Annotated in this window: 25 protein-coding genes; 13 read left to right on the top strand and 12 right to left on the bottom strand. The window is 63.9% G+C overall.

Annotated features, from left to right (window positions below; translation table 11 throughout):
* Positions 1-16 precede the first annotated feature (16 nt).
* The gene (mtgA, locus tag ACP691_RS15795; protein WP_426151810.1) at positions 17-739 is read left to right on the top strand and encodes a monofunctional biosynthetic peptidoglycan transglycosylase; all 723 of its coding nucleotides are present in this window, start codon (positions 17-19) and stop codon (positions 737-739) included.
* 172 nt (positions 740-911) lie between these two features.
* Here mtgA and rpoH read toward each other — a convergent pair whose 3' ends face one another.
* From rpoH to ftsY, 4 genes are all read right to left on the bottom strand, one after another.
* Positions 912-1,766: an RNA polymerase sigma factor RpoH gene (gene rpoH, locus ACP691_RS15790; protein ID WP_040259541.1), complete on the bottom strand. Its 855-nt coding sequence runs from the start codon at positions 1,764-1,766 to the stop codon at positions 912-914.
* A 106-nt stretch (positions 1,767-1,872) separates the two neighbouring features.
* Complete coding sequence (gene ftsX, locus ACP691_RS15785; RefSeq protein ID WP_426151645.1) at positions 1,873-2,898, bottom strand: permease-like cell division protein FtsX; 1,026 nt, start codon at positions 2,896-2,898, stop codon at positions 1,873-1,875.
* On the bottom strand, positions 2,895-3,566 hold the full coding sequence (gene ftsE, locus ACP691_RS15780; protein ID WP_040259538.1) for a cell division ATP-binding protein FtsE: 672 nt from the start codon (positions 3,564-3,566) through the stop codon (positions 2,895-2,897). Before ftsE ends, ftsX begins: the two co-directional genes overlap by 4 nt.
* Complete coding sequence (gene ftsY, locus ACP691_RS15775) at positions 3,563-4,951, bottom strand: signal recognition particle-docking protein FtsY (RefSeq protein ID WP_426151648.1); 1,389 nt, start codon at positions 4,949-4,951, stop codon at positions 3,563-3,565. The genes ftsE and ftsY overlap by 4 nt, the downstream gene beginning before the upstream one ends.
* A gap of 231 nt (positions 4,952-5,182) precedes the next feature.
* On the opposite strand from ftsY, the gene ACP691_RS15770 reads away from it, so the two are divergent.
* From ACP691_RS15770 to ACP691_RS15755, 4 genes are read left to right on the top strand one after another with little or no spacing between them, the layout of a single operon-like run.
* Complete coding sequence (locus ACP691_RS15770) at positions 5,183-6,535, top strand: M16 family metallopeptidase (RefSeq protein WP_426151650.1); 1,353 nt, start codon at positions 5,183-5,185, stop codon at positions 6,533-6,535.
* Positions 6,536-6,569: 34 nt separating this feature from the next.
* Positions 6,570-7,976, top strand: a complete 1,407-nt coding sequence (locus ACP691_RS15765) for a M16 family metallopeptidase (RefSeq protein WP_426151812.1) — start codon at positions 6,570-6,572, stop codon at positions 7,974-7,976.
* Positions 7,976-8,569, top strand: a complete 594-nt coding sequence (gene rsmD / locus ACP691_RS15760; protein WP_426151652.1) for a 16S rRNA (guanine(966)-N(2))-methyltransferase RsmD — start codon at positions 7,976-7,978, stop codon at positions 8,567-8,569. The genes ACP691_RS15765 and rsmD overlap by 1 nt, the downstream gene beginning before the upstream one ends.
* 11 nt (positions 8,570-8,580) lie before the next feature.
* Complete coding sequence (locus ACP691_RS15755) at positions 8,581-9,594, top strand: hydrolase (protein ID WP_426151654.1); 1,014 nt, start codon at positions 8,581-8,583, stop codon at positions 9,592-9,594.
* On the opposite strand, the gene ACP691_RS15750 is transcribed toward ACP691_RS15755, so the two are convergent.
* Positions 9,581-10,456 (bottom strand): sulfurtransferase, encoded by an 876-nt coding sequence (locus ACP691_RS15750; RefSeq protein ID WP_426151656.1) that lies wholly within the window; start codon positions 10,454-10,456, stop codon positions 9,581-9,583. The two genes, ACP691_RS15755 and ACP691_RS15750, sit on opposite strands and share 14 nt — an antisense overlap.
* A gap of 43 nt (positions 10,457-10,499) precedes the next feature.
* A complete protein-coding gene (locus tag ACP691_RS15745) occupies positions 10,500-11,192 on the bottom strand; it encodes a TetR/AcrR family transcriptional regulator (protein WP_426199732.1) in 693 nt (230 codons plus the stop codon).
* Positions 11,193-11,355: 163 nt separating this feature from the next.
* Here ACP691_RS15745 and ACP691_RS15740 point away from each other — a divergent pair, with 163 nt between their 5' ends.
* From ACP691_RS15740 to ACP691_RS15730, 3 genes are all read left to right on the top strand, one after another.
* Positions 11,356-11,571 (top strand): acyl carrier protein, encoded by a 216-nt coding sequence (locus ACP691_RS15740; protein WP_040259528.1) that lies wholly within the window; start codon positions 11,356-11,358, stop codon positions 11,569-11,571.
* Positions 11,572-11,666: 95 nt separating this feature from the next.
* A complete protein-coding gene (coaD, locus tag ACP691_RS15735; RefSeq protein WP_040259526.1) occupies positions 11,667-12,146 on the top strand; it encodes a pantetheine-phosphate adenylyltransferase in 480 nt (159 codons plus the stop codon).
* Between the two features lie 93 nt (positions 12,147-12,239).
* On the top strand, positions 12,240-12,491 hold the full coding sequence (locus ACP691_RS15730; RefSeq protein ID WP_040259525.1) for a YfhL family 4Fe-4S dicluster ferredoxin: 252 nt from the start codon (positions 12,240-12,242) through the stop codon (positions 12,489-12,491).
* Between the two features lie 4 nt (positions 12,492-12,495).
* Here the strand turns inward: ACP691_RS15730 and ACP691_RS15725 are convergent, their stop codons facing one another.
* The 3 genes from ACP691_RS15725 to ACP691_RS15715 all read right to left on the bottom strand — a co-directional run bounded on the left by ACP691_RS15725 (position 12,496) and on the right by ACP691_RS15715 (position 14,614).
* On the bottom strand, positions 12,496-12,837 hold the full coding sequence (locus tag ACP691_RS15725; RefSeq protein WP_040259524.1) for a hypothetical protein: 342 nt from the start codon (positions 12,835-12,837) through the stop codon (positions 12,496-12,498).
* An 85-nt stretch (positions 12,838-12,922) separates the two neighbouring features.
* Positions 12,923-13,735, bottom strand: a complete 813-nt coding sequence (gene mutM / locus ACP691_RS15720; RefSeq protein WP_426151661.1) for a bifunctional DNA-formamidopyrimidine glycosylase/DNA-(apurinic or apyrimidinic site) lyase — start codon at positions 13,733-13,735, stop codon at positions 12,923-12,925.
* A 21-nt stretch (positions 13,736-13,756) separates the two neighbouring features.
* Positions 13,757-14,614: an HDOD domain-containing protein gene (locus tag ACP691_RS15715; protein ID WP_426151663.1), complete on the bottom strand. Its 858-nt coding sequence runs from the start codon at positions 14,612-14,614 to the stop codon at positions 13,757-13,759.
* 140 nt (positions 14,615-14,754) lie between these two features.
* Between ACP691_RS15715 and ACP691_RS15710 the strand changes: the two genes are divergently transcribed.
* A complete protein-coding gene (locus ACP691_RS15710) occupies positions 14,755-15,951 on the top strand; it encodes a class I SAM-dependent rRNA methyltransferase (protein ID WP_040259520.1) in 1,197 nt (398 codons plus the stop codon).
* A gap of 221 nt (positions 15,952-16,172) precedes the next feature.
* Positions 16,173-17,360, top strand: coding sequence for an MFS transporter (locus tag ACP691_RS15705; RefSeq protein ID WP_426151666.1), 1,188 nt, complete (start codon positions 16,173-16,175; stop codon positions 17,358-17,360).
* Here the strand turns inward: ACP691_RS15705 and mgtE are convergent.
* A complete protein-coding gene (gene mgtE, locus ACP691_RS15700; protein ID WP_426151667.1) occupies positions 17,332-18,648 on the bottom strand; it encodes a magnesium transporter in 1,317 nt (438 codons plus the stop codon). The two genes, ACP691_RS15705 and mgtE, sit on opposite strands and share 29 nt — an antisense overlap.
* A 465-nt stretch (positions 18,649-19,113) precedes the next feature.
* Here mgtE and ilvD point away from each other — a divergent pair, with 465 nt between their 5' ends.
* The gene (gene ilvD, locus ACP691_RS15695; RefSeq protein ID WP_040259519.1) at positions 19,114-20,952 is read left to right on the top strand and encodes a dihydroxy-acid dehydratase; all 1,839 of its coding nucleotides are present in this window, start codon (positions 19,114-19,116) and stop codon (positions 20,950-20,952) included.
* A 48-nt stretch (positions 20,953-21,000) separates the two neighbouring features.
* Here the strand turns inward: ilvD and ACP691_RS15690 are convergent, their stop codons facing one another.
* Complete coding sequence (locus tag ACP691_RS15690; RefSeq protein WP_426151669.1) at positions 21,001-21,519, bottom strand: dihydrofolate reductase; 519 nt, start codon at positions 21,517-21,519, stop codon at positions 21,001-21,003.
* Between the two features lie 81 nt (positions 21,520-21,600).
* Here ACP691_RS15690 and ACP691_RS15685 point away from each other — a divergent pair, with 81 nt between their 5' ends.
* Both ACP691_RS15685 and ACP691_RS15680 read left to right on the top strand, forming a co-directional pair.
* Positions 21,601-22,971 carry a DUF2868 domain-containing protein gene (locus ACP691_RS15685; RefSeq protein ID WP_426151671.1) on the top strand — a complete coding sequence of 457 codons (1,371 nt, stop codon included), beginning with the start codon at positions 21,601-21,603 and terminating at the stop codon, positions 22,969-22,971.
* Complete coding sequence (locus tag ACP691_RS15680; protein ID WP_426151673.1) at positions 22,964-24,337, top strand: GTPase/DUF3482 domain-containing protein; 1,374 nt, start codon at positions 22,964-22,966, stop codon at positions 24,335-24,337. Before ACP691_RS15685 ends, ACP691_RS15680 begins: the two co-directional genes overlap by 8 nt.
* Here ACP691_RS15680 and ACP691_RS15675 read toward each other — a convergent pair.
* Entirely contained in the window at positions 24,304-26,631 is a 2,328-nt protein-coding gene (locus ACP691_RS15675; RefSeq protein ID WP_426151675.1) for a heavy metal translocating P-type ATPase, read from the bottom strand. The genes ACP691_RS15680 and ACP691_RS15675 overlap by 34 nt on opposite strands.
* Between the last annotated feature and the right edge of the window lie 79 nt (positions 26,632-26,710).

The raw sequence follows: 26,710 nt of genomic DNA, 5'->3' as shown, positions 1-26,710 counted from the left end.
CAGGGCCAAGGACACCATGCTAGGGACGCTCCTTCAGCACACTCGTCGCTTTCTGATGTGGTTCGCCATCGGCAGCCTAGCCCTGGTGCTTGTGTTTCGCTGGGTTCCGCCGCCGGGCACCGCCTTGATGATCGAGCGCAAGGTGCAATCCTGGTTCGATGGCCGGCCCATCGACCTGCAACGGACATGGCGAAGCTGGGACAACCTGCCCGACGACCTGAAAGTGGCCGTCATTGCCGGTGAAGATCAGAAGTTTCCCTTCCATTGGGGGTTCGACCTCCCCGCCATCCGCGCCGCCTTCAGCCATAACGAACGCGGTGGCGCGCTACGCGGGGCCAGCACTCTGAGCCAGCAAGTGGCCAAGAATCTGTTCCTGTGGTCGGGGCGGAGCTATTTGCGCAAGGGCCTGGAAGCCTGGTTCACGGTATTGATCGAAGTGCTATGGCCCAAGCAGCGCATCCTGGAGGTATATCTGAACAGTGCCGAATGGGACAGCGGCGTGTTTGGCGCCGAAGCGGCGGCCCGACATCACTTCAATACGTCCGCCATCAACCTGAGCCGCCAGCAGGCCAGCCTGCTCGCCGCGGTACTTCCCTCACCCTTGAAATGGAGCGCAGCCCGGCCTAGCCCCTACGTGCTACGCCGGGCTGCCTGGATACGCCAGCAGATGGGCCACTTGGGGGGAAGCGATTATCTGGGGAACCTGGACAGGCCCAGGTCCGCGCCCTGGGCCGACTAGGAGGTAGCGAAGCTACCGAATGGCAGGGAATACAAGCGTCGATTCGCCAGCTTCGCTGGCTCCCACCCGCTGTCCAACGATTAGCTTGAGCACCTGATTCAGGCCCATGCCCTGGGCCACTATTCACCAGCTGCCCGGCCTCCACCAAGGAGGCCGACAGGCTTGAGGCTTATCAAGCCGCGATGGTGCCCTTGAGCTTGTTCATCGCGTTCTTTTCCAACTGACGGATGCGCTCGGCCGACACGTTGTACTTGGCGGCCAGCTCATGCAGCGTGGCCTTTTCCTCGGCCAGCCAGCGCTGGTAGAGAATGTCACGGCTGCGTTCGTCCAGCACTTCCAACGCCTCGTGCAGGTTGCTGGTGGAGCTGTCGGTCCAGTCTGCATCTTCCAGCTGACGAGCCGGGTCGTAGCGATGGTCTTCCAGGTAATGGGCCGGAGACTGGAACGCGCTGTCGTCATCGGCCTCCGCGGCCGGGTCGAAAGCCATGTCCTGGCCTGTGAGGCGGCTTTCCATTTCACGCACTTCGCGAGGCTCCACGCCCAGGCTTTCGGCCACGCGATGCACTTCTTCGTTGTTCAGCCAGGCCAGACGTTTTTTCTGGCTGCGCAGGTTGAAGAACAGCTTGCGCTGGGCCTTGGTGGTGGCCACCTTCACGATCCGCCAGTTGCGCAGGATGAATTCATGGATCTCGGCCTTGATCCAGTGCACGGCGAAAGACACCAGGCGCACGCCCATTTCCGGGTTGAAGCGCTTGACCGCTTTCATCAGGCCGACGTTACCTTCCTGGATGAGGTCAGCCTGGGCCAGGCCGTATCCGGAATAGCTACGGGCGATATGCACCACGAAACGCAGGTGGGCAAGGACCATCTCCCGAGCGGCGTCGAGGTCCTGGTCGTAGTAGAGCTTTTCGGCCAGTTCGCGCTCCCGCTCGGGTGTCAGCAAGGCAATGCTGTTCACCGCATGCACGTAGGCCTCCAGGTTCGCACCCGGGACTAGCGTATAAGCAGGTTGCAAAGACGTGGTCATTCAAAAACCTCCGAGAAACCGATGTGCGCCTTGTGAGCGCCGACCCAATAGACCACGCTGCCGGAGGGGAGTTCCGGTGCACGATCCACTGGCGCCAAAAATTCGATCAGCGTGGCGCCAGCTCCCGAAGGTGCCTCGCCACTGCAATCCATGCACCGATATACCCTAACAATACCGCCCCTAGCAAGAGCGATACCCCGTCTGCCCCGGGAACTCCGGCCAGGGCAAAATCGCTACCGTACAGCCCGGCCAGGTTGATCACCGCGCCATTGAGCCAGTCCAGTCCGAAGGCAAGCACTGCCCAGGCGAGCAAGCCGGCGCCGAGCCCATAAAGCGCGCCCATGTAGAGGAAGGGCCGTCTTACATAGGCATCCGTGCCGCCCACCAATTTAATGACCTCGATCTCGTTGCGGCGGTTCTCGATATGCAGCCGAATGGTATTGCCGATCACCAGCAGCAGCGCGGAAATGAGCAATACGGCCAGGCCGAAGACGAAACGGTCGCCCAGCTTCAAGATGGCAGCCAGACGCTCCACCCAGACCAGGTCCAGCTGGGCCTGCTCCACGTTCGGCAATTGCGCCAATTGTTCACGCAGGGCTTCGAGAGCGGGCTTGTCGACCTCCAGGGGGGTTACCACCACGACGCCCGGCAAGGGATTGTCCGGCAGTTCCTTCAGCGCCTCGCCCAGCCCGGACTGTTGCTGGAAACTTTCCAGAGCCTTGTCACGGCTGATGAACTCGGCGTCCGCGACGCCCGCCAGCCCCTTTACCTGCCCTACAAGGGACTCGCCTTCCCGTGTTCCAGCGTCCATGCGCATATAGAGGGAAATCTGCGCGGCCCGCTGCCAGGAACCGCCAAGGCGTTCCACATTCTTGAGCAGCAACGACAACCCCATGGGCAGGCTCAAGGCGACCGCCATCACCATGCAGGTGAAGAAGCTGCCGATGGGCTGCCTTCCGAGACGCTTGAGACTGTCGGCCAGGCTGGCCCTGTGACTTTCCAGCCAGGCGTGAAACAACGTGCCAAAATCCGGACCCTCGTCTTCGTCCTGGCGACGCGGTTTCTTCGGCGCCGGTTCAGCGGGCTTGGGCGCGACCCGGTCCGATACCTTAGGGCTACGTGTGGCGCTCATTGGCCTGCCTCCCCATCGCCGATCAGGCGACCTCGCTGCAAGGTGAGCATGCGATGGCGCATGCGTGCGATCAGTGCCAGATCATGGCTGGCGATCAGCACGCTGGTACCCAACCGGTTGATATCTTCGAATACGCCCATGATTTCCGCGGCCAGGCGCGGGTCCAGGTTGCCGGTGGGCTCATCGGCCAGCAGCAGGGCCGGCTTGTGCACGATGGCCCGGGCAATGCCTACCCGTTGTTGCTGACCGGTGGAAAGGTCGCCCGGAAAGAGTTCGCCCTTGTCGCCAAGGGATACTCGCTCCAGGGCCGCGTCTACCCGCTTGGCGATCTCGGCCTTGGACAGGCCCAGGATCTGCAGCGGCAGGGCCACGTTGTTGAACACGGTACGATCGAACAGCAACTGGTGGTTCTGAAACACCACGCCGATCTGCCGGCGCAGGAACGGGATCTGTGCGTTGCTGATCTGCCCCAGGTCCTGACCGGCAAGCAGCAACTTGCCGCTGGTGGGGCGCTCCATGGCCAGCAACAGGCGCAGCAGGGTGCTTTTGCCCGCGCCCGAATGACCGGTTACAAAAAGGAATTCACCTCGACGCACGCGGAAGCTCAGCTCATGCAGGCCCACGTGGCCATTGGCGTAGCGCTTGCCCACCTGCTCGAAGCGGATCATGCACCCTCCCGCTCGGCGAACAGGGCCTTGACGAAGGGCTCGGCCTCGAAGGTGCGCAGGTCGTCGATCCCCTCGCCTACTCCAATATAACGAATCGGCAGGCCGAACTGCTTGGCCAGGGCGAAGATGACCCCGCCCTTGGCGGTGCCGTCCAGCTTGGTCAGGGCCAGGCCCGTGAGGGCCACCGACTGGTTGAAGTGCTTGGCCTGGTTGATCGCGTTCTGGCCGGTGCCCGCGTCGAGCACCAGCAGCACCTCATGGGGCGCGGCTTCATCCAGCTTGCCCATGACCCGGCGTACTTTCTTCAACTCCTCCATGAGATTGTCCTTGGTGTGCAGGCGGCCGGCCGTATCGGCGATCAGCACATCTATGCCCCGGGAGCGCGCGGCTTGCAGCGCATCGAAGATGACCGAGGCGGAGTCGGCGCCCGTATGCTGGGCGATCACCGGCACATTGTTGCGCTCGCCCCAGACCTGCAGCTGCTCCACGGCGGCGGCGCGGAAAGTATCGCCGGCGGCCAGCATCACTTTCTTCCCCTCGCGCTGGAAGCGCGCGGCCAATTTGCCGATGGTGGTGGTCTTGCCGGCGCCATTGACACCCACCACCAGGATCACGAACGGCTTGTGCTGCGCCTGTACGACAAGGGGCTGCTCCACGGGGCGCAGCATGTCCGCCAGCTCGCCCTGCAGGGAGGTGTAGAGCGCCTGGGCATCGGTCAGCTGCTTGCGCGCCACCTTCTGGGTGAGATTGCGAATGATCACCGAGGTGGCCTCGACGCCCACGTCGGCGGTCAGCAGGCGGGTTTCGATTTCGTCGAGCAGGTCATCGTCGATGGCCTTCCGGCCAAGGAAGAGGCTGGCCATGCCTTCGCCGATACTGGCGCTGGTCTTGCTCAATCCCTGCTTGAGCCGGGCGAAGAAGCCTACCTTGGTAGCCTCGCCAGCCACGGGCACCGGGGGCGTAGGGGGCGCGATCTGCGGCTCGAACGCAGGCATGGCAGGTTCAGACGCCGCGGGTATCAGGGCCTGGGCCGCCTGGGCGGCCTGCACCGGCCTGGGCGGCGGCAGCGGCGCGGGCTCCGGCTCTGGATCGATGCCAACCGGCTCTTCCGGTACCGGCAGCTCCAGCCGTGGCTCGGGCGCCGCGGTTTCAGGCGCTACTTGCGCCGGGGCTGTATCCGACGCCCCGGTGGTCAGCGTTGGCTCGGGGGCAAGTTCCACGGCGCGCTCGACGCCCACTTCGGCGGCGTCAGGAGCGTTCGCCGGAGCAGGCTCGGCCACGGGCTGTGGGGCAGGCTCCTGCGGCTTCTTGCGCAGCCAGCCGAACAGGCCTCTTTTCTCACCGGCCTGGGCCGGGGTCTTCTTATCGTCACTGGAACCAAACATGAAGGGCGGCTATCTCAAGGTAGCGAAGCGCCAGCCGGGGCGCTTCGGGGAAACTGGAGGTCGCAGAACAGACCTTTTTTCGCCCGGCGCGTTCGTGCAACATTTTGCGCCGAGACGCTTGGCAAAGCATGGCCACAGGCGTGGCCGTCCACCGGGCGGATCAGTATCCTAGCACCTCCTCGCCCGCCGACGCTAAGGCCAGGGGGCATCCGTACAGGTTCCGTAGTGAAAATGACCGCTCACACCCGCCGCTTCGCCAGCTGGCTGGCCAGCCTGGCCTGCTGTTCCATGGCCACCGCTGCGCTGGCCGCTCAACCTACCCATGAATACCAGCTCGCCAACGGCCTGAAGATCATCGTGCGCGAGGATCACCGCGCGCCTGTGGTGGTTTCGCAACTCTGGTACAAGGTGGGCTCGAGCTACGAGGGGCCGGGCCACACGGGCCTGTCCCATGCCCTGGAACACATGATGTTCAAGGGCAGCAGCAAGCTCGGCCCCGGCGAGGCCTCGCGGGTACTGCGCGACCTGGGCGCGGACGAGAACGCTTTCACCAGCGACGATTACACGGCGTACTACCAGGTGTTGGCGAAGGATCGACTCCCCGTAGCCCTTGAAATGGAAGCCGATCGCATGGCCACCCTTGCCCTGCCACCGGCGGAATTCACCCGGGAGATCGAGGTGATCAAGGAGGAGCGCCGCCTGCGCACCGAGGACAAGCCCGCGCAGAAAGCGTTCGAGCTGTTCAAGGCCGCCGCCTACCCGTCGTCGGGATACCGCACGCCGACCATCGGCTGGATGGCCGACCTGCAGCGCATGACCATCGATGACCTGCGCGACTGGTACCGCACCTGGTATGCCCCCAATAACGCCACCCTGGTGGTCGTGGGCGACGTGCAGCCCGAGGAGGTCAAGGCTTTGGCCGAGCGCTTCTTCGGCCCCATCGCGCAACGGCCAGTACCCGCGGCCAAGCGCCCGGTCGAACTGGCCCAACCTGGCGAACGGAGGCTGACGCTGCACGTGCGCACTCAACTGCCAAGCGTGCTCATGGCGTTCAACGTCCCGGGCGCGGCAACAGCCAGCGACCCTCGCTCGGTCTCCGCGCTGCGCCTGCTGGTGGCCCTGCTCGATGGCGGCTACAGCGCCCGCATGGCCGCGCGACTCGAACGCGGCGCCGAGGTAGTGACCGGAGCCTCGGCCAGCTACGACGCCTACAATCGTGGCGATAGCCTGTTCATCCTCTCGGCCACGCCCAACGCCGAAAAAGGCAAGACTGTGGCCGATGCCGAGAAGGCGCTCTGGGGGCTGCTCGACGAAATCAAGCGCACCGCGCCGTCGCCCGAGGAGCTGGAACGGGTCCGCGTGCAATACATCGCCGGGCTGGTCTACGACCAGGACTCGATCACCTCCCAGGCCACGGCCATCGGTCAATTGGAAACCGCCGGGCTGCCCTGGACCCTGCTCGACAGCGAGGTCCAGGCCCTTGGCCAGGTCACGCCGGCCGATATCCGCCAGGCCGCGCAAACCTACTTCAGCCGCGACCGACTCACCGTCGCCCATGTTCTTCCGGAGGCTGATCATGAGTAAGCGCCCCGTTACCCCATGGCTACTGGCACTGCTCATGGCCGGCCACGGCGCCGCTCATGCAGAGGCGGCGCCTGCTACCTCAGCGCCCCGGCTGGAGACCCTGGCCAGCGCCGAGGCCGCCACCCCGACCTACCGCCAATTGAATGTGCAGCGCTGGGTCACCCGCGCAGGAGCACGGGTTCTTTTCGTCGAAGCCCACGAGTTGCCGATGTTCGACCTGCGGGTGACTTTCGCCGCCGGTAGCGCCCGTGACGGACAGCATCCCGGGCTGGCGCTGATGACCAACGCCATGCTCAACGAAGGGGTGCCAGGCAAGGACGTTGACGCCATTGCCCGTGGCTTCGAAGGTCTGGGCGCCGATTTCGGCAATGGCTCATACCGTGACATGGCCGTGGTGAGCTTGCGCAGCCTGGTCGATGAAGCCAGGCGCGTGCCGGCCATGGCGCTGTTCACCCAGGTGATCGGGCAACCCACCTTCCCGGCTGCCTCGGTCACCCGCATCAAGAACCAACTGCTGGCCAGCTTCGAATACCAGAAGCAGAGCCCGGGCCGTCTGGCCAGCCTGGCGTTCATGGGCAAGCTCTACGGCCCCCACCCCTATGCACACGACACCCAGGGGACGGCTGCGTCGGTGCAGGCCATCACCGTGGCGCAGATGAAAGCCTTCCACAAGCAGGCCTACGCCGCCGGCAACGCCGTTATAGCCTTGGTGGGCGACCTCGACCGCGCCCAGGCTGAAGCCTTGGCCGAGCAGGTCTCCCAAGCGCTCCCCCCCGGCCCGGCCTTGCCAGCGCTGCCTGCGGCCGTTGAGCAGGCGCCCGGCGCCACCCATATCGAATTCCCTTCCAAGCAGACCCATCTGTTGATTGGCCAGTTGGGCGTCGAGCGCAAGAATCCGGACCATGTCGCGCTCACCCTGGGCAACCAGATCCTCGGCGGTGGCGGCTTTGGCACACGCCTGATGAACGAGGTCCGTGAAAAGCGGGGCCTGGCCTATGGCGTATCCTCCGGTTTCTCGCCGATGCAGGTTCAGGGCCCCTTCATGATCAGCCTGCAAACCCGGGCATCGGTGAGCGAAGGCACCCTGGAGCTGGTTCGTCGGGTGCTTCGTGACTACCTCCGCGATGGCCCCACCGAAGCGGAGCTGGCCGCCGCCAAGAAGGAACTTGCCGGAAGCTTCCCACTGTCCAATGCCAGCAACGAGAGCATCGTCGGGCAATTGGGCAGCATGGGCTTCTACGACCTGCCAGCTTCCTACCTGGAGGACTTCATGGCCCAGTCCCAGAAGTTGACCGTGGAACAGGTCAAGAGCGCCATGAATCGTCATCTCGATGCAGACAAGATGACGGTGGTGACCGTAGGGCCCACCGTGGAGCAGGATGCTCTGCCCCCTCCAACCGATAACCCCACCGAGCCTGCGCTCGGCATTCCGGAGCACTAATGGCCATTCAACCTGCCAAATCCGGCCCCCGTGGCGGCCAGGGTCAACTCCGCATCATCGGCGGCGAGTGGCGCAGCCGCAAGGTCAGCTTCCCCGACGGCCCGGGGCTGCGGCCTACGCCTGATCGGGTACGGGAAACCCTGTTCAACTGGCTGGCCCCCTATGTGGCCGGCGCACGGGTGCTCGACCCCTTCGCCGGGAGCGGCGCGCTGTACCTGGAAGCGCTGTCCCGGGGCGCCGCCATGGGCCTGGCGCTGGACAACAACGCCGTTGCCATCGCCAGCCTTCGCGATAACCTTGCCCTGCTCAAATGCCCAGTAGGGCAGCTATTGCAGGCCGATGCGGTGCGCTACCTGGACAACCAGCCCGCGCATCCCTTCGACCTGGTGTTCCTCGATCCACCATTCCACCAGAACCTGCTGGCCCCCGTATGCGCCCTGCTCGATGGCAAGGGCTGGCTGGCCGAGCGCGCCTGGGTCTATACCGAGAGCGAAACGCCTCCGTCTTCCCTGGGCCTGCCCGCTCGCTGGCGCCTGCATCGGGAAAAACAGGCCGGCCAGGTGTACTACGCGCTCTGGGCCACGGCTGAGTGAGCCCCGGCGCGATGAACCTCGACACGGCGCCAGGCGAGCCCTTCCGCCCTGCCCGGGGCCTGGCGAACCCGCACCTGCAAACCCTGTGGGGGCCGCTCTGGCGCAACGCGCCTGCGCTGGAGCGAACCCGCGAGCGGCTATGGCTGCCCGATGGCGACTTCCTTGATATCGACTGGCACGGCCCTCATGACACCCAAGCCCCGCTGGTAATGGTGCTGCATGGCCTTACAGGCTCATCGAATTCGCCCTATGTCGTCGGGCTGCAACAGGCCCTGGCGCGCCAAGGCTGGGCCAGCGCGGCCCTGAACTGGCGGGGTTGTTCGGGCGAGCCCAACCTTCTGCCGCGAAGCTACCACTCGGGGGCCAGCGAGGACCTGGCCGATGTCATCGCCCAGCTCAAGGCGCGCCGCCCAATGGCGCCGCTGTATGCAGTCGGCTACTCCCTGGGCGGAAACATCCTGCTCAAATACATGGGCGAGACCGGGGCAGACTGTCCGTTGCAGGCCGCGGTCGCCGTGTCGGTACCCTTCCGTCTCGACCAATGCGCGGACCGCATCGGCCTAGGCTTTTCGCGCATCTATCAGGCGCATTTCATGAAGGAAATGCTTGGTTACCTTCAGCACAAGCGCCAGCGCTTCGAGCAGCAGGGCCATGCGCGCCACCTGCAAGCCTTGGCTGACTTGGGCCCGCTCCAAGGCATACGCACTTTCTGGGATTTCGACGGCCGCATCACCGCGCCGCTGCACGGCTTCAAGGACGCGCAGGATTATTACCGCCGGGCGTCCAGCCGCTACTTCCTGCCGGATATCGAACGCCCTTGCCTGCTTATCCAGGCCGAAGACGACCCGTTCGTGTTTCGTCACAGCCTGCCCGAAGCCAGCGAACTATCGCCCACTACTACCTTCGAGCGGCACCGCCGTGGTGGCCACGTTGGCTTCGTAGAGGGAAGCCTGCGGCGTCCCGGTTATTACCTTGAACGCCGGATTCCCCAGTGGCTGGGCGAGCGTGCCCTCAACCCGGCCTGACATCGCCCGTCGTGACTTCCACCGGGCGCTGCGGGTCGGTGATCCACTCGCTCCAGGACCCGGCGTACAGGCGCGCCAGGGGCAGCCCCGCCAGGCACATGGCGAAGAGGTTGTGGCAGGCGGTGACACCGGAGCCGCAATAGGCTACCACCTGTGCGGCATCCCCCTTCAAGGACAGGTAGGGCTCGAACCGTTCGCGCAGTTCCTCGGCCGGCAGGAAGGTACCGTCCGGGCCCAGATTCCGGTTGAAATCCAGGCAGTGGGCGCCGGGTATGTGGCCTGCCACAGGATCGATGGGTTCGACTTCGCCGTCGAAGCGCGCCTGGGCCCGAGCATCGAGCAGTACAAGCTGGTCCTGTCCGAGCTGATCATGGACCTGCTGGGCGGTCACAACCAGATCTGGATCGGGTTTGCCGCTCAGATGCCCGCGCTTGGTGGAAGGGGGGTTCAAGCTTAGCGCGCCGCAAGCCCGGTGCCATGCCTTGAGGCCACCATCGAGCAGGTAAAGGCCGTTACGCTTACCGAGCCAGACCAGTAGCCACCATGCCCGCGCGGCATAGATGCCTGGGCCGTCGTCATAAAGCACAACGTCGGAATCGGCATTGATGCCCCAATCCTGGAAGCGCTCCAGCAGATGCCCAGGGCTGGGCAAAGGATGGCGCCCGGTAACGTTCTTGACCACCTTGCCGCTCAGGTCTCGTTCAAGGTCAGCCAGGCGCGCGCCTTCAATATGGCCTTGGGCATAGCTGCGTCGGCCATAGTCCAAATCCTCAAGAGAGGCCCGGCAATCGAGAATCACCAATCCAGGTTCCTCGAGCCGCTGGTACAAGGCAGTAGGCGTAATGAGTTGCGCGATAGGCATGGCAGGTTTCCCGGGAAATGCTCGATTGATCCGTGGTTCAGGCCTAAGTTCCAGCGGCCAGGGCGGCTAGACGGCCTGGGCGCTCGGGCTGGTCGACACCTCGAAAGCTGAGCATCAGCTCGGCAAAGGCGGGCCTGGCCGTTGGAGTCACGAACCCCTGGAGCAGACTCAAGGCTTGCCAGGCACCCCGCCTTACTGCTGGCACCGTCAACCGCGCGGGCCCGGGCAAGGTCGTTTGCAGGTAACGAACCCAGGACGTAAGGATCAACCAGGCATTGATCGCCACGGTTTGCTGCTCCTGCCCAGTCATGAAGAGGATCTGGCAGCGGCAGAGCGCCTCAAGAAACTTGCGCCCCTCACGCAGGCAAGCGGCTGAGAACGCTCTATGCTGGAGCGCCAGCTCTTGATCAGCCTGAAGCAGATGTTCAAGGTCTCGGTAGATGAAGCGGTAGTCCCAGATGGCCGCGATGATCCCTTCAACACAATTTCGCAATCCAGGCATGCCCTGGTCCGAAAGCGGATCAAGCGCCAATGCTCGCTTGACCTGCGCCTGATAGTCAGAAAACAGCAGCGCCACGATCTCTTGCTTGTTACTAAAATGGTAATAGAGATTACCAGGCGACATGCCTGCCGCCGCTGCGATGTGATTGGTGCTCACGCTGCGCTCACCATGCTCATTGAATAACGCAAGGCCGGTGAAGGCGATCAATTGGCGGGTTTTCTGACTGGCCCTCATGGCATGTCTCGGCGCGGCTATTCGAGGTATGAGCATAGTGACACAGGCGAGCAAGCCTGACTGTTTTTGCGATTTGCGAATAGAAGCCCAAACAGATCTTGACGTGGCGCAATGCCAGCACTAGCGTGCGTTCAGCTCGGACTTTCGCGCGAATGAGGCAGTGATGAATGTATCGCGGGACGATGTCATCGGATTGTGGAAGAAATACCTGCACGTGGATGTGGTCAACGATCAGGACAACTTCTTCGAGCTCGGCGGGGACTCCATCCAGGTATTGCGTATCGTGTACGAACTGAGCCTGCGCTACAGCACGGGCATGGACGTGCGCTCCTTTCTCGCCAACCCTACGCCGGCCGGCCTGCTGGCCGCCGCTCACTGAGGCCTGTCGGCCCCTGCGTACTCGCCTGCTGGCGCCTGTGCGCCCGGCTGCGCTACCATCCGAGTCCCTAACGGCTTCCTTTTCAGGATCTGGCGATGAATCGAGTGTTGTATCCAGGCACCTTCGACCCTATTACCAAGGGCCATGGCGATCTGGTCGAGCGGGCGTCGCGCCTGTTTGACACTGTGGTGATCGCGGTGGCCGCCAGCCCCAAGAAGAACCCGCTATTCGCGCTGGATCAACGGGTGGCCCTGGCCAAGGAAGTCACCAGTCACCTGCCCAATGTGGAAGTGGTCGGCTTTTCGACGCTGCTGGCAGCCTTTGCCAAGGAGCAAGGCGCCAACGTACTACTACGCGGCCTGCGGGCGGTTTCCGATTTCGAATATGAATTCCAGTTGGCGAACATGAACCGCCAGCTGGCGCCCGATATCGAAAGCCTGTTCCTGACCCCTTCCGAGCGCTATTCGTTCATTTCCTCCACATTGGTCAGGGAAATCGCTGCCTTGGGCGGTGACATCAGCAAGTTCGTGCATCCAGCCGTGGCGGATGCCCTGCAACAGCGCTTCAAGGGCTGAAACCGACACACCGGCGTGCAAGGCGCCGGTGATTGGGGCAAAATGCGCGCATTGTCTCAGCATGCCCTGGCGCCGGCCCGGGCCGGAGTTTTCATGTCTTTGATCATCACCGACGATTGCATCAACTGCGACGTCTGCGAACCCGAGTGCCCGAACGCCGCCATCTCCCAAGGGGAGGAGATCTACGTGATCGACCCGAACCTGTGCACCCAGTGCGTGGGGCACTATGACGAACCCCAGTGCCAGCAGGTGTGCCCGGTGGACTGCATCCCCCTGGATGAAGCCAATCCGGAAACCCACGACCAGCTCATGGACAAGTACCGCCGGATCACTGGCCAGGCCTGACGGGTCAATCCCCGTGGTGATAGCCGCTTTCGGTGCAGCCCAGGCAGCGAACGAACGCGGCCCTGCCCGGATCGACCACCAGGGCCTTGCCGGCAGCCTTGACGTTGCCGCCAAGCGCGGTGAAAGGCAGCGACACCACGAACACGCCGGTGCCAATGACGGTAGCTGCGATCAGCAATGGCCGGGCTACCAGCAGGTCGCCAATCATCGCGTAAGCGGGTGGTGCCTGTACGTCGTAGACGGGATCACCGCTGGTATTGCTCTGGGACACCTCGGCCACGACCGAGACACTGGTCATTGCCATGGCCAGCGCCAGGGCGGACGTTAGGGAACGGAACGGCGTCATGAGGCTTCCTTTTTCCCAATGGGGGAAAGCGACTGCAAGTCTGGTTAACTATATCAGCGCAACGCTGGCTGTCAGGCTGGGGACATCATTTCTGACAACCTGGACAATATACGCTGGCACGCTGCCCAAGACGTATTTCTCTTAGTATCCGACCGCATACTTTGCAGTACTCGCCCGCTCGGCCATAAACGAACAGCTCTTGCTGAAAGTATCCTGGCTGGCCGTCACCGCCGATGAAGTCGCGCAAGGTAGTGCCGCCGCGCTCGATGGCATAGGCCAGGATTCGCTTGATTTCTTCGGCCAGGCGCAGGTAGCGCCCTTTGGAGACATTCCCCGCGGCCCGGCGTGGATCTATACCCGCGGCGAACAGTGCTTCGCTGGCATAAATGTTCCCGACGCCCACGACCACTTGGTTATCCATGATGAACGGCTTGATCGCCGCGCTTCGCCCGCGTGAAAGCGCGAACAGGCGATGGCCGTCGAAGGCATCGGTCAGAGGCTCCGGCCCCAGGCCGCGTAGCAGTTCGTGAGCGTGAGGGTCACTGCTCCAGAGCATCGCACCGAAGCGCCTAGGGTCCGTGTAACGAAGCGCCAACCCTGACTCCAGTTCGATATCTACGTGCTCGTGCTTCAAGGGGGGCTGGCCGACCGGCACCAGGCGCAGGTTACCCGACATCCCAAGGTGCGCGATAAGCGTACCCACTTCGGCATTGAGCAAAAGGTACTTGGCCCTGCGTTCCACCGATACGAAACGCTGCCCGGAAAGACGCGCATCCAGGTCTTCGGGGACAGGCCAGCGCAAGCGACCGTCGCGGACCACGACACGCGCCACGTGCTGTCCCTGGACATGAGGCGCTATGCCGCGACGGGTGGTTTCGACTTCAGGTAGTTCAGGCATTGGAAACTCGGCGGGCAGACGTTAGCGGGCACTCATTTCACGCAGGGTTTGGCGAAGGTTATCGAAATCGTATTCCGAACACCCTACATAATCGAGCACCAGGTCTGCGACGCGGTTCCATTCGTGATCCTCCACCTGGGCGCCCATCACCTGATAGGAACGGCCTATATGCTCAGCCATCTTCAGTACCGCCAGCAGATTCTTCAAGGGGGTGCGCTGACTAGGATTCGCTTCCAGAACCGCCAAGGCATTGTGATGATTGCCAATGGCCGCGCACCATTTGTCTGGTAGCCGCCATGCCCGGGCCGTGTAGTACCCGACCACGGCATGGTTGGTGTTGTAGGCACGGTTTTCCGCATCCACCACACGGTCGTCCATGCTGGCGGCATAGGCAGCTTCCAGCTGGGCCATGTACTGCGGGAAACGCCTGAGCATCAGCGGCACACCACAGTCGTGGAGCAGGCCAAGCGCATAGGCCTCGTCCTCGCCGGGCACACCGAACTCCCGGGCCAGTGTGGCACTGGCGGTGGCCACATCCTGGGCGTTGTCCCAGAACTGGTTGAGGGTAACGATGGTTTCATCGCTCATCTCGCCCTTGATGGACTGCGCATCGATCAAGGCCGCCACCAGTGGCGCACCCAGGGTATCCACGGCCTGCCTTATGCAAGTAAGCCGCTCGCCTTCGGTCAAGCTATTGGTCACCTTGAGTACCGCGCCGGCCAGGCCAGGGTCCTGCGCGATCAGCCGGCCGATGGCGGGCAGGTCCGGGTCGGGCATATACAGCTCCATTTGCAGGTCGACCAGGATCTGGGGCTGGGCAGGCACGCTGATGCCTTGCAGGGTTTGCTCAAGTCGTTCGGGGGTCAGCGCATGCGCCATAAGAAGGGGTACTCCGCAATGCGCTGATTCTACCTTCTGGTCGGTTCTTCAGGGCACAACCTGTCACAGGTTTCATCGGCAAAAAGCCTGTGTGGCGCGGCTGCGGGTATAATCACGCTCTTTTTGTCCGGAGCACCCTCATGTCCTTGCCAAGCCTACGTCTTAAAGCCAACGCCGACCGTCGGTTGCGCGCGGGCCATCTGTGGGTCTTCAGCAACGAGGTGGACGTCGCCGCCACGCCGCTGCAGAGCTTGCAGCCAGGCGGCCAGGCGATCCTGGAGGCGGCCAATGGCAAGCCTTTGGGCGTGGTGGCCGTGAGCCCGAACAACCTGATCTGCGCCCGCCTGGTATCGCGCGATGCGCGAATCGTGCTCGACAAGTCGCTGCTGGTGCACCGCCTGAACGTGGCGCTCTCCTTGCGGGAACGGCTGTTCGACAAGCCCTTCTACCGCCTCGTCTACGGTGACTCGGACTTGCTGCCAGGGCTGGTGGTGGACCGTTTCGGTGACATCCTGGTCGTGCAACTGGCTTCGGCCACCATGGAGGCCCATAAGGACGACGTACTGGCGGCCTTGATTCAGGTGCTCAAGCCCAGCGGCGTGCTGTTCAAGAACGACTCCTCGGCGCGTGATGCCGAGGGCTTGCAGCGCTACGTCGAAACCCCGTTCGGCGTAGTGCCGGAGTGGGTAGGCCTGGAAGAAAACGGCGTGAAATTCGAAGCGCCCGTGATGGAAGGCCAGAAGACCGGTTGGTTCTATGATCACCGCATGAACCGTGCCCGCCTGGCGCCCTATGTCAAAGGCAAGCGGGTACTGGACCTGTTCAGCTATATCGGAGGCTGGGGCGTGCAAGCCGGTGCCTTTGGCGCCAGTGAAGTATTCTGCGTGGATGCGTCCGGCTTCGCCCTCGATGGCGTGGAACGCAACGCGGCGCTCAATGGCTTCGCCGAAAAAGTCACCTGCGTTGAAGGGGATGTGTTCGAAGCGCTGAAAGAGCTCAAGGCCGCCGAAGAGCGTTTCGATGTGATCGTGGCCGACCCGCCCGCCTTCATCAAGCGCAAGAAAGACCTGAAAAACGGTGAAGGCGCCTATCGCCGCCTGAATGAACAGGCCATGCGGCTGCTGAGCAAGGATGGCATCCTGGTCAGCGCCTCCTGCTCCATGCACCTGCCTGAGGATGATCTGCAGAACATCCTGCTGACCAGCGCCCGCCACCTGGACCGCAATATCCAGTTGCTGGAACGCGGCGGGCAAGGGCCGGATCACCCCGTGCACCCGGCCATTCCGGAGACGCGCTATATCAAGAGCATTACCTGCCGCTTGCTGCCTAACAGTTGAGATCGAGGAAAGTCGCAGTCGGCCCGTCGGCCGTCTGCGCGCCCTACCTGGACATGGAGGCTCCATGTACCTATAGCGCCCGGGTTCTTTCGACAGGGTTTTTGGGTTCAGCGTGATCGTCAAGCTGAACCCTGCCCCGAGCGTTTTCCTACAGCTTTTTCAGCTCACGCACCGCTGAGGTTTGCTTTTAGGCTTGCTACTCCTTCTGCAGGGGGTTTGCAATGCCGGCCGTTATGCCTTTGCTCTTGCTGGTCGTGCTTCTCGGCGTATTTCCCATCGATGTAATGCTCGCCTCGATTCTCTCGATGTCGCGGCACTTTGGAGTCGGTACGCAGCTGCTGGTAGCCAATGTAGGGCTTTTCCCGGTTGGGGTTGCGGTGGCTCAACTGATCGTCGGGGCTGCATCGGATCGCTATGGCCGCAAATCCCTGTTGGTGGTATCCCTGGGCATGGCTGCCTTCGGTGGGCTTGGCAGCGCGTTCGCCAGCAGCTTCATTGAGTTCAACGTTTGGCGCGCCTTGCAAGGCTTTGGTTGCGGGGGCTTGGTACTTGTCCACGCCTTGGTGCAAGACCTGTTTCCTGACTACCAGCGCACCCGCCAGCGCATAGCGTTGAACACCGCCGGTGGCCTGTTCATCTCGCTTTCGCCCCTTGCGGGCGTGATGTTGGAGGCACAGTTGGGCTGGCACGCAAGCTTCTGGGTTTTCGCCGGGCTCTGCGGTCTGGCTGCCCTGCTTGCCATGAAGATCCTGCCAGGCGGCATGCCTGCGAAAGTGGCAGAATGGCCGAAAGCGAACGAAGCCCTGGCGAACAAGGCCAGCTTCGTCTGCGCCGCCTCGCTGGCTACGCTGCTATTCACCGCTCACTTCAGTTTCATCCTGCTCTCTCCCTTGGTATTCCTCGAACAACTCGATGGGGACGCAACAGCCTATGGCCTGGCGATGCTTGCCTATGGTGGCGCCTACCTGGGCGGAGGGCTGATCGCCTGCCGTGTAGCGGGCCGCTATACCGAAACCCTCCAAATGAGCCTCGCCGTTGGCTTGATTGTATTGGCTGGCATTTGGATGGTGTTGATCCACAGCCTGGTTGGCATGACCTCGTTCAGCGTACTAAGCGGTGGTTGCCTGATGGTTGCTGGTGTCACCCTGGGGCGCCCGGCCGCTATCACAGTGGCGATGAACTCCATGCCAGGCAAGGCCGGCCTAGCGGCGGCGATGCTCAATGCACTGACGTTCATCGGTGGTGGCTCGCTGAGCGCTCTGTTCGGGCTCTTTGCCGATTACAGTCTGTGGTTGCTTCCAAGCGTATTGCTGGCGCTTGGCGCCCTGGGGTGCTGCTTGATCTCGCACCCCAGGATACGCCGGCCAGTGGAAGCCTCGCTTACAAGTCCAGCACCTGCGAAGCGATAGCGAAATACACCAGCACCCCGGCCGCATCCGCAATGGAGGTGATCAGCGGCCCGCTGGCGGTGGCCGGGTCCATGCGCAGGCGGCTGAGCAGGAAGGGCAGGCTCATGCCGATCACGCTGCCCAGGATCACGATGATCACCATGCTGCTGGCCACGATGGCGGCGATCGCCGGGCCGCCCCGCAGGATGCCCAGACCTGCCACGGCCACCGCCATGGTCGCGCCCAACGCCAGGGCGACCAGGCATTCGCGCCCCAGCAGGCGAACCCAGTCGCGCAGCACAACCTCCCCCGTGGCCAGGGCGCGAACCATCAGGGTGGCCGACTGGGAACCCGCGTTTCCGCCGCTGTCCACCAGTAGCGGCAGGAAGAAGACCAGGGCGATATTGGCAGCGATCACGTCTTCGAACGCGGCGATGCCCGCGCCTGAGAACAGGTTGCCGAATACCAGCAGTACCAGCCAGAAGACGCGCTTGCGGTAGAGCAACCCCACGGTGGCGTCGCGCAGGTTGCCAATGTGGGTGGCGATGGACGCGCCCTTGTGGAAGTCTTCGGTAGCCTCATCCACCACCACATCCATGGCGTCGTCACAGGTGACGATGCCCACCAGCCGCCTGTCCGGGTCCACGATGGGCAGCGCGAGCAGGTCATAGTCGTTGATAAGCCGGGCGACCTGCTCCTGAGAGCAGTCCACAGGCGCGCTGACCACCTGGGCCGAGGCCAGGCTGGCGACCGTCATCTCGGGCGCGGCCAACACCAGGTCTCTCAGAGACAATACGCCAGTGAGACGGCGCTGCTCATCCACTACATAGGCTTGATAGATGGTTTCGGCCTGAGGCGCGCTCTCGCGCAACGCGGCGATGGCCTCGCTGACGGACATCACGCTGTCCACCGTGCAGTATTCGCTGGTCATGATCGCGCCAGCTGTGCCCTCCAGATGGGCGCTGAGCCGGAGCAGGTCGTCACGTTCGGCCTGGGCCAGGGCGGATAACAGTTGCTGGCGAACACTGGCCCCCAGGCGCCGAAAAAGGTCCACCCGCTCATCGGCGGACATGGCGCTGACCAACCGGGCCAGTTGGGTGCGAGACATTTTTTCGGTGAGTTCGACTTGCCGCGTCAGTGGCAGGTAGCCAAACACTTCAGCACGCTTTTCCAGCTCCACCTGTTCGAGGTTTTCAAGAGCCGAATCGACTGGCATGAGTGCGAGATAACGGGCGATGTCAGCGGCCAGTGAGGCTTTGGCAGCGGCGGGAACAGCCGAGGTGAAAACAGTATTGTAGACATGGGTCATGGCATTCTCCGACACGCGAACGGGCCGAAGAACAGGGCAGGCAATGGCCGCCGAGACTACGGGCCGTACGGGCGCGTACTACAGGGTTGATTCGATGAACTGGGAAGGTCCATTCAGAAAGTCTCTAAGCACCGCAAATACGGCGAGGGGATACTAGGAAGCCGAACGAGGCGGGGCAAGCCTGCAAGGCCTTGCTGAAACGTTTCTCTGAAAAGTCCTACAGTTGATCGCTGCCCGTGCCTTTTGCCACGCCCGGATGTCCGGGCCCATTCCCTCAAGGCGCCAGGGGTGTAGAATCGGTTCATTCATCGCCAACATCCCCCGGCGGGTTTATGAGCCAGGCCCAGGCTTGCGGAGATCCCGCGCAGCTATCGGCCACTTCCGCGAGGGCAGCCCAACGGCCTCCCGGCCGGAACAGAACAAGGCTCACATTTCCTGGAACCTGATTGCCGCCCGGAGCGCCTCATGCCTGATTACCGTTCGAAAACCTCCACCCATGGCCGCAACATGGCCGGTGCCCGCGCGCTGTGGCGCGCCACCGGCATGAAAGACGACGACTTCAAGAAACCGATCATCGCCATCGCCAATTCCTTCACTCAGTTCGTGCCGGGCCACGTGCACCTCAAGGACCTGGGTCAACTGGTAGCGCGCGAAATCGAGCGCGCCGGTGGCGTGGCCAAGGAGTTCAACACCATCGCCGTGGACGATGGCATCGCCATGGGTCACGACGGCATGCTGTACTCACTCCCCAGCCGGGAGATCATCGCCGACTCGGTCGAATACATGGTCAACGCCCACTGCGCTGACGCCATCGTGTGCATCTCCAACTGCGACAAGATCACCCCTGGCATGCTCATGGCCGCGCTGCGGCTGAACATCCCGGTGGTCTTCGTCTCCGGCGGCCCGATGGAAGCGGGCAAGACCAAGCTGGCCAGCCACGGCCTGGACCTGGTCGACGCCATGGTGATCGCCGCGGACAGCAGCGCGTCGGACGAGAAGGTCGCTGAATACGAACGCAGCGCCTGTCCTACCTGCGGCTCATGCTCCGGCATGTTCACCGCCAACTCCATGAACTGCCTGACCGAGGCCCTGGGCCTGGCGTTGCCCGGCAACGGTTCGATCGTGGCCACCCACGCCGACCGTGAGCAGCTGTTCCTGCGCGCCGGCCGCACCATCGTGGAGATCGCCAAGCGCTACTACCACGATAACGACGAGTCGGTGCTGCCGCGCAACATCGCGTCCTTCAAGGCGTTCGAGAACGCCATGACCCTGGACATCGCCATGGGTGGTTCGACCAATACCATTCTGCACCTCCTGGCCGCGGCCCAGGAGGCGGAGCTGCACTTCGACCTGCGCGACATCGACCGGCTATCGCGCAAAGTGCCGCAGCTGTGCAAGGTGGCGCCGAACACACCCAAGTATCATATGGAGGACGTGCACCGGGCCGGCGGCATCTTCGGCATCCTCGGCGAGCTGGCCCGGGCCGGCCTGCTGCATACGGACGTGCCCACGGTCCACAGCCCGAGCATGGCCGCGGCCATTGCCCAATGGGACATCACCCAGACCACCGACGAAGCCGTGCGCGAGTTCTATCGCGCCGGGCCCGCTGGCATCCCGACCCAGGTCGCCTTCAGCCAGAGCACGCGTTGGGAAACCCTGGACGACGACCGCGCCGAAGGTTGCATCCGTAGCCTGGCCCACGCCTATTCCCTGGAAGGCGGCCTGGCGGTGCTCTACGGCAACCTGGCCGTGGACGGTTGTGTGGTGAAAACCGCGGGCGTGGACGAATCCATCCACCGCTTCGAGGGCACCGCCAAGATCTTCGAAAGCCAGGACAGCGCCGTACGCGGCATCCTCAATGACGAAGTGAAGGCCGGCGACGTGGTGATCATTCGCTACGAAGGCCCCAAGGGCGGGCCGGGGATGCAGGAAATGCTCTACCCCACCTCGTACCTGAAATCCAAGGGGCTGGGTAAGGCCTGCGCGCTACTGACTGACGGCCGTTTCTCCGGTGGCACCTCGGGCCTGTCCATTGGCCATGCCTCTCCGGAAGCCGCCGCGGGCGGGACCATCGCCCTGGCGCAGGATGGTGACAAGGTATTGATCGACATCCCCAACCGCGCCATCAACCTGCTGGTCGACGATGGCGAGCTGGCGGCGCGCCGTCATGACCAGGAAGAAAAAGGCTGGAAGCCCGCCGAAGCGCGCCCACGCAAGGTAACCACCGCGCTCAAGGCCTATGCCCTGCTGGCGACCAGCGCCGACAAGGGCGCCGTGCGCAACAAGGCGCTGCTGGACGGTTAAGCCGATGCCGAGGCTGGCTGGCCTGCGCCAGCCTCGGCACTTTGCCTCTCAAGCGGTTCGCCGCTCCCAAACCTCGAAGGTGTAGCCCGGCGCCGTGCCCTCAGCCGGGTTGGAAACGCTGGAAACCTTCTCCCATGCCTGGCAATCGAAGCTCGGGAAGTAAGCGTCCCCTTCGGGCGCGGCATGCACGCGGGTCAGGTAAAGGCGGTCGGCGTCTGGTAGGCCAAGGGCATAGAGCTGCGCCCCGCCGATCAGCATGACTTCATTCACCCCTTGATCGGCCGCCCAGGCCTGGGCGCGAACGATGGCCGCCTCGAGCGACGGGTAGACCTCCGCGCCCTCCAGGATCAGGTCCGGCTGGCGGCTGACGACCAGATTCAGCCGGCCAGGCAGGGGCCGGCCGAGGGAATCCCAGGTCTTGCGCCCCATGACGATGGGCTTGCCCAAAGTGGTGGACTTGAAATAACGGAAATCGCCCGGCAGGTGCCAGGGCATGCGGTTGTCGATACCGATAACGCCATTTTCAGCGGCGGCGGCAATCAGGCTTAACGTGAAGGACTTGTTCATGGTTGCGAGGATAACAGAGGGCCGCGCTGCCAGCAGCCGGGGTGCGATATGCTGGCGACTGGATTTTCCACGGGAGTGCGCGTGAACAAGCTGGATACCCTTTGGTTGACGGAGGCGATCAGCCTGCGCGAGCGCGATACCGGCCCGTTGGATGACAACGAGGCTAATAGGGTAGCGCGGCAGGAAGGCGGTGACTTCGCTCGACGCTGGCAGGCCCGCGCATTATGGCTGGCGCGCCGGGATGGCTTGGTAACCGCCTTGACGCACTGGAAACAGGGCGCCCGCCTGGGTGCGATCGCCCTGGCGATCCTGGCGCTGTTAAGCGGAGCGGGCATGGCGGCCACTGCCTTTGCCGACGCACCACGGCCAATCAATGTATTCTGGGCGGTGGGCAGTCTGCTGGGCCTGAACCTGATCATGCTCGCGCTCTGGTTCCTGGGCCTTCTGCTCGGCGGCGGCCACGGCGCCTGGCTGGGCCGGCTGTGGCTGGGTCTGAGCCAGCGTCTGGCGCGGGATGCCAAATCGGCTCACCTGGGCGCGGCCCTGGTGACACTGCTACACCGACAGGGGCTGAACCGTTGGCTGATGGGTGTGACGGTCCATGCCTTCTGGGCCCTTTGCATGCTGGCAACGCTGGTCACGCTGCTGCTGATGTTTGCGGCACGCCGCTACGATTTTGTCTGGGAAACCACCCTGCTCCACAGCCAAGCCTTCATTGCGTTGACGGTTCACCTTGGCGCCATCCCCGCCTGGCTTGGCTTTCCAGTGCCCGATGCCGCGCTGGTACAGGCCAGCGGCAATGGCCCCGCGGCGCTGGAGGGCGCTCGCCAGGCCTGGGCAGGCTGGCTGGTAGGGGTGGTCGTGTGCTACGGCCTGTTGCCGCGAGCGCTGCTGACCCTCGCCTGCTGGCTTCGCTGGCGCCTGGGCCTGAGGCGCCTGCGACCCGCGCTGGATACGCCCCAGGCTCAACAGCTGCGCGAGCGCCTCATACCTTCGGCCGAGCCGCTGGGCGCCAAGGATCTTCCGGCGGAGCCCGCATGGGGAATGGTCGCCTCACCTCACGATAGCGAGGGGCATGGCGCCGTCATGGCCGCCATCGAGCTGGACAGTGATCAAGCCTGGCCGCCCCTGACCAGCCCGCACATTCGTGACGCCGGCATCCTGGATGACCGGGCCTCCCGGCACCGCTTGCTCGAAGCCCTGGCCAGCCACCCCGCCGAACGTCTGTTGCTGGCCTGCGACCCTCGCCGCTCACCGGACCGCGGTACCCAGGCACTGTTGGCGGAGCTTTCGCGCAATGCACGGGAAACCCGGGTATGGCTGCTACCCTTGCCATCCGGGGGCGCCGATGATCCGGCACGCCTGGAAACCTGGCGCGACGCGTTGGAACAGTTGGGTCTGACGGCTGAAGTGGAGTTTCCTCAACATTGGCTGGAGCATGCCCATGGCTGACACGCTGCGGCTGGCCGTGGTCGGCCATACCAATGTCGGCAAGACGTCATTGTTGCGTACCCTCACCCGCGACCCCGCGTTCGGCGAGGTGTCGCACCGCCCCGGCACCACCCGCCATGTAGAGGGTGCTCGTTTGTCTGTGGACGGCCAGGCCTTGCTGGAGCTTTACGACACCCCCGGCCTGGAGGATGCCGTGGCACTGCTCGAATACCTGGACCGGCTCGGCAATGGCCAGGTGCGGCTCGACGGGCCAGCGCGCATAGACGCTTTCCTGGGTTCGGCCGAGGCGCGCCAGCGCTTCGAGCAGGAAGCCAAGGTGGTGCGCCAGCTCAGCGCTTCGGACGCCGGGCTCTATGTGATCGACGCCCGTGAGCCGATCCTGGCCAAATACCGGGACGAGTTGCAGATCCTGGCCAGTTGCGGGAGACCCCTGTTACCGGTGCTCAATTTCGTCAGTGCTCCGGCAGCGCGCCGCGAGGCCTGGCAAGCGGCCCTGGCGCGCTTGGGATTGCATGCTCTGGTCGCCTTCGACACTGTCGCCCCGCCTCAGGATGGGGAGCGCCGCCTTTATGAAAGTCTGGCCCTGCTGATCGAGCGCGCCCGGCCAGGCCTGGAACGACTGATCGAAGACCTTGAGCAACAGCGCCACCAGCGCCTGGCAGCGGGACGAGCACTGATCGCCGAATTGCTCATCGACTGTGCCGCCTGCCGCCGCGCGGTGGCGCCGGATGCTCGGGCGGTGGAGGTCGAGGCTTTGCGCGCGCAGGTTCGTCAGCGCGAACAGGCCTGCGTCAGCGAGCTGTTGGCGCTCTTCGGTTTCAGGCCAGGAGACGCCGAAGCGGCGAGCCTGCCCTTGCTCGACGGCCGCTGGGGCGATGACCTGTTCAACCCGGAAACCCTTCGGCAGTTGGGTGTGAAAGTCGGCGGTGGCCTGGCGGCTGGCGCCGCTGCGGGGGCAGGGATAGACCTGCTCGCCGGCGGCCTGACATTGGGCTTGGCCACCCTGGCGGGCGCTGTGGCTGGCGGTGCCTTGCAGACCGCTCGCGGCTACGGCGGGCGTTTGTTAGGCAAATGGCGCGGAGAGCAGCTGTTGAGTGTCGACGACGCAGTACTGCGGCTGTTGGCCTTGCGGCAGAATGCCTTGCTGCAGGCGCTGGTCCGCCGCGGCCATGCGGCTCAGGATAGCGTGCAGTTGCCCGAGCAAGACCCAGGGCAATGGCGGGAGGGACGGCTGCCGTCCGCGCTCAAGCGAGCCCGCGCCCACCCGGAATGGTCCAGCCTCAATCCAGGCTGGCGCCGTGGCCGCGGTTTCCCTGGCCGAGACGAGCGCGCTCAGGCAGTGGCCGAGGTGGCCGCCGAACTTTGAACCGGACCGCGCAGCAGGCGCAAGCCGTTGAACACCACCAACAGACTCACCCCCATATCGGCGAAGACGGCCATCCACAAGGTAGCCAGGCCAACCAGGCTGAGCCCCAAGAAGACTGCCTTGATACCCAGGGCCAGGGCGATGTTCTGCACCAGTACCTGCCGGGTACGCCTGGACAGCTCGATGAATTCGGCCACTTTGCGCAGATCATCGTCCATCAACGCCACATCCGCGGTTTCGATCGCGGCATGCGAACCTGCCGCTCCCATGGCGAAGCCGATATCAGCACGAGCCAAGGCCGGCGCATCGTTGATGCCATCCCCCACCATACCTACCGGCTCGCCACGCTGAACCAGGGCTTCGATCACCGCCAGCTTGTCTTCGGGTAGCAGATTACCCCGAGCCTGGTCGATCCCTACCTGAGCCGCCATTGCCGTCGCGGCTGCCTGGTTGTCACCACTGAGCATCAGGGTCGCCACCCCCAGGCGGTGCAACCGGGCCACAGCCCCGCCGCTCGACTCACGCAGCGCGTCAGCGACAGCGAACAGCGCAAGGGCTCGCTGCTCGTCGCACAGCACGACGCCGGTCTCGCCGGCGCGCTCCAGTTTGGCAAGGGCCGTTTCCAGCTCAGGCCCGCACAGGCCCAGCTCTTCGACCAATCGATGATTGCCCAGGACATAGTGGCGCCCCTGGATCAGGCCACGACTACCACGGCCTGGCAGTGCCTCGAAGCCTGTGACCGGTAGCACCTCTGCCTGCAAGCCACCAGCCAGGGCTTTGGATACAGGGTGATCCGACCGGCTCGCCAGGCTTTTCGCCCAGGCCTCCAGAGGCAGCGCCTGATCCGTCAAGGCTATGACATCAGTCAACACAGGCGTGCCCCGGGTCAAGGTGCCGGTTTTGTCCAGCGCAAGCCAGCGCAAGCGATAGCCGCTTTCCAGGTAGGCGCCGCCCTTGATCAGGATCCCACGGCGCGCCGCCGCTGCCAGGCCGCTGACCAAGGTAACCGGCGTCGAGATGACCAATGCGCAAGGGCAAGCCACGACCAACAACACCAGGCCGCGATAGATCCATTCCAGCCAGGTGCCTAGGCCGAACAATGGTGGCAGCAAGGCAACGGCTGTGGCCAGGATCATCACAGCCGGTGTGTAGACCCGGGAAAAGCGTTCGACAAAGCGCTGGGTTGGCGCCCGGCTACCCTGGGCCTGGGCGACCACGCGCTGGATCCGCCCCAGGGTTGAATCGTTGGCCAGTGCGGTAGTGCGATATTCCAGCTCGCCGGTCTGGTTCACCGTGCCGGCGAACAGCGAGTCGCCCGGCGTTTTATCCACAGGCAGGCTTTCACCTGTGATGGGGGCTTGGTCAACGGTCGAGCGTCCCGTGGTAACCGTACCGTCCAAGGCGATACGCTCGCCGGGTCGCGCCCGTACAAGGCTGCCCACGGCGATATCGCCTGCCGGCCGCATTTGCCATTGGCCCTGATCGTCCTGTGCCAATGCTTGCTCGGGCGCCAGCTGCATCAGCGCGCCAATGGCATTACGCGCGCGCTCCAGGGAACCTGCCTCGATTCGCTCGGCAAGGGCAAAGAGCACCATGACCATGGCAGCCTCGGGCCATTGGCCGATCAGCACCGCCCCGGTCACTGCCAGGCTCATCAAGGCATTGATGTTCAGGTTGCGCTGACGTATGGCGATCCAGCCCTTGCGGTAGGTACCGACCCCGGTCACGCCTATGGCGATCAGGGCAAGCATCACCACCAGCGCCTCGGGCCCTCGCTGAAACAGGTGCAGCAGCTCCGCCGCGGCCGCTGCTACCAACCCGAGGCCCAATGCCCAACGGCCGTGCCGGGCAGGCGTGGGCGCCTGGGCGGCATCGGCTTGCGCCTCGCTCAGGGGAACGGCCGTCATCCCTACTTCGGCGATGGCGGCTTCGATGGCGGTGGTCGCTTTCAGCGAATGGCGGACACCCAGTACCCGGTTGATGAGGTTGAATTCCAGGCCATGGATGCCCGGCATCTGACCGAGACGTTTCTCCAACAGCGCCTGTTCGGTAGGGCAATCCATGGCTTCTATGCGGAAACGGCTGAAGTGACCACCGACTTGATCGTCGAAGGCCACGCCAGTGGGACGACCATCGTGGTCGTGGTCGTGGTCGTGGTGGTGGTCGTGGTCGTGGTCGTGACGCTCAGGGTGATGCGCATGGGCCAGGCGCGCATGTCCGTCGCCACCGTTGTGCTGGCAGGACGACGCGCAAGCGCGCGCGGATCTCGAATCGGGCTGGGAGTGACGGTGCATGGATGGCTCCGACGGCTGACTGTTGCTTAGTCAACACCCTGTAGCCACTATAGGGTCAAGGGCACATTCGTTCATGGCC

This window comes from Pseudomonas sp. DC3200b2 (assembly GCF_049895785.1).
In the GTDB taxonomy this organism is placed as follows: domain Bacteria; phylum Pseudomonadota; class Gammaproteobacteria; order Pseudomonadales; family Pseudomonadaceae; genus Aquipseudomonas; species Aquipseudomonas massiliensis.
This window is presented reverse-complemented; position numbering and strand designations above follow the sequence as displayed.